At 36.5% G+C, this 1895-nt stretch carries 2 protein-coding genes and 1 pseudogene; 1 reads left to right on the top strand and 2 read right to left on the bottom strand.

The window, feature by feature from the left end:
- Nucleotides 1–167, bottom strand: a 167-nt coding sequence (locus H4J56_RS19340) for a Type I secretion system protein TolC (RefSeq protein ID WP_182259820.1), incomplete at its 3' end; no start/stop codon positions are given.
- Nucleotides 168–650: 483 nt separating this feature from the next.
- Here H4J56_RS19340 and H4J56_RS19335 point away from each other — a divergent pair.
- The gene (locus H4J56_RS19335) at nt 651–1418 is read left to right on the top strand and encodes a haloacid dehalogenase type II (protein ID WP_259367781.1); all 768 of its coding nucleotides are present in this window, start codon (nt 651–653) and stop codon (nt 1416–1418) included.
- 57 nt (nt 1419–1475) lie between these two features.
- Here H4J56_RS19335 and H4J56_RS19330 read toward each other — a convergent pair.
- Nucleotides 1476–1895, bottom strand: a pseudogene (locus H4J56_RS19330) (transposase); the annotation flags it as partial.

Raw genomic sequence — 1895 nt, 5'->3', positions numbered from 1 at the left:
TGCGTTAGAAAATGGATTTTGTCTTCCACCCAACCTCGCCGGTGCTCAAAGCTTTGACCTGAAAAGGTATCTTCACCACATAAGAAAGCGCGTCGAACACAACGCGCCACACAATGATAATAAGGCGTGTCTACTAAACTGATTTGTTGCTTCCTTGGCGTGGCCATAACTCACCTAAGATAAAGTAGCTTGATTACCTTAGCGTAGTACAAAGGGAAAACTTGTTCAATTTAGGATGAGTGTCTGTTGATTTTTTGTTAGATAGCCATAGACCTCATTAACTCCGAAAATTAACAAAATAACTTTCAATACATTGTTTTAAATTTAATTTTTTATATATGAAATAAAAAAAATTCATTACGGTCTTATTAGCCTAACGTATATTGATTTTGAGTTTTATCTATAACTCAATGAGTTCTGATGAGGATAATGGATAAGTTTGTGAGCCCTGCTCACAGTATAAAATTTTTAAGTCTTCTATGGTCATAGTTGCCTATACCCATCGAAATCACAATACAGCAAGTTTTTAATGGCCCTATTATTTTTTAGCAAAAAAAATGACAAGGTTCAAATGAATAATTACTCGCTGTCTATTTACTATATGGATGTAATCCACATAGTTACGGTTATATTATTTAACAGGTGTTTAAATGAAATTAAAACTTTACGTATTATTATTTTCTGTATTTTTGTCTATAACCTCTATCGCGAAAGAGGTAGAGACATTTCATAAGATGCACAGTACCTTACCTAGCGTTATCTTTTTTGATGTGAATGAAACCCTACTTGATTTAGGTAATGTGGCTAAGTCTGTGACAGTTGCCTTAAAAGGACGAGATGATTTAGTAGCTAGTTGGTTTACTACTATGTTGCACTATTCTTTAGTCACTAATGCAATTAATGATTACCATCACTTTGGCGAAATAGGCATTGCTGCATTACAATTAGTTGCAAAGCAAAATGATATTTTTTTGACAAAAGAAGAAGCAACCTTAGCAATTAAAACGCCATTTAGAGACTTACAACCACACCTTGATGTTATTGCTGGTTTAAAGAAGTTTAAAGATAGTGGCATAAAATTGGTCACTCTCACTAATTCGTCAGATGCAGGTATTGCCAGTCAACTTAAGAACGCTAAATTAACCGAATATTTTGATGGCGCATTAACAGTCCAAGAATTACAAATTTTTAAGCCTGATTTACGTGTTTACGAGTGGGCTTTAAAGCAAATGAATGTTGAGGCTGGTGACGCGATGTTGATTGCTGCACATGGTTGGGATGTTGCTGGAGCAGCTAAAGCTGGAATGCAAACCGGATTTATAGAACGTCCAGGTATGTTTCAGTTCGAGTTAGTCGAAAAAGCGGATTACAGTGCGCCAGATTTACTTCAACTAGCTAATAAAATTTTAGGTTTTTAGGTTTTCATCAATAAGAAGTACCCTAGGTTATTTGATGGTACTTCTTAAATAATTAAAGATGAGTGTCTTGTTAATTTTCTCTGGTGTCTTTGCGATATTGGCTCGAATAGGGTTTAAATCAACATAGGCCATACAAGACGCTAACGCTGCTTCATCTAATAACGCTTGGGATTTAAAGCGTCCTTCCCAAAACCTACCGGTGCAGTTATCTTCTTGGTTAGCCGTTCTTGCAATACTTTCATTAATATACCCCATAAACCAACTGATTTTCATCAGGCGCTTTCGATAGACCTCTGCGGTTGCATTAACCTCATCAAGTAAGGGTTGAGCTAAGCGGTCACCGTTGCAATATTGTTTGGTCAGTAACGTGCCTTTGTGTATGCGGTGCCAACGCACAAGTACGTCAGTCATTGTCCACTGCTTCGCTTTTTCTTCATCAATAAATAACACCACATGATAGTGATTACTCATCACCGC

The organism is Colwellia sp. BRX8-4 (genome assembly GCF_014077345.1).
Lineage (GTDB): Bacteria > Pseudomonadota > Gammaproteobacteria > Enterobacterales > Alteromonadaceae > Colwellia_A.
This window is presented reverse-complemented; position numbering and strand designations above follow the sequence as displayed.

Excerpts from the sequence above, each read along its gene's own strand:
- H4J56_RS19335 (WP_259367781.1), top strand. The coding sequence starts at position 651 with ATGAAATTAAAACTTTACGTATTATTATTTTCTGTATTTTTGTCTATA.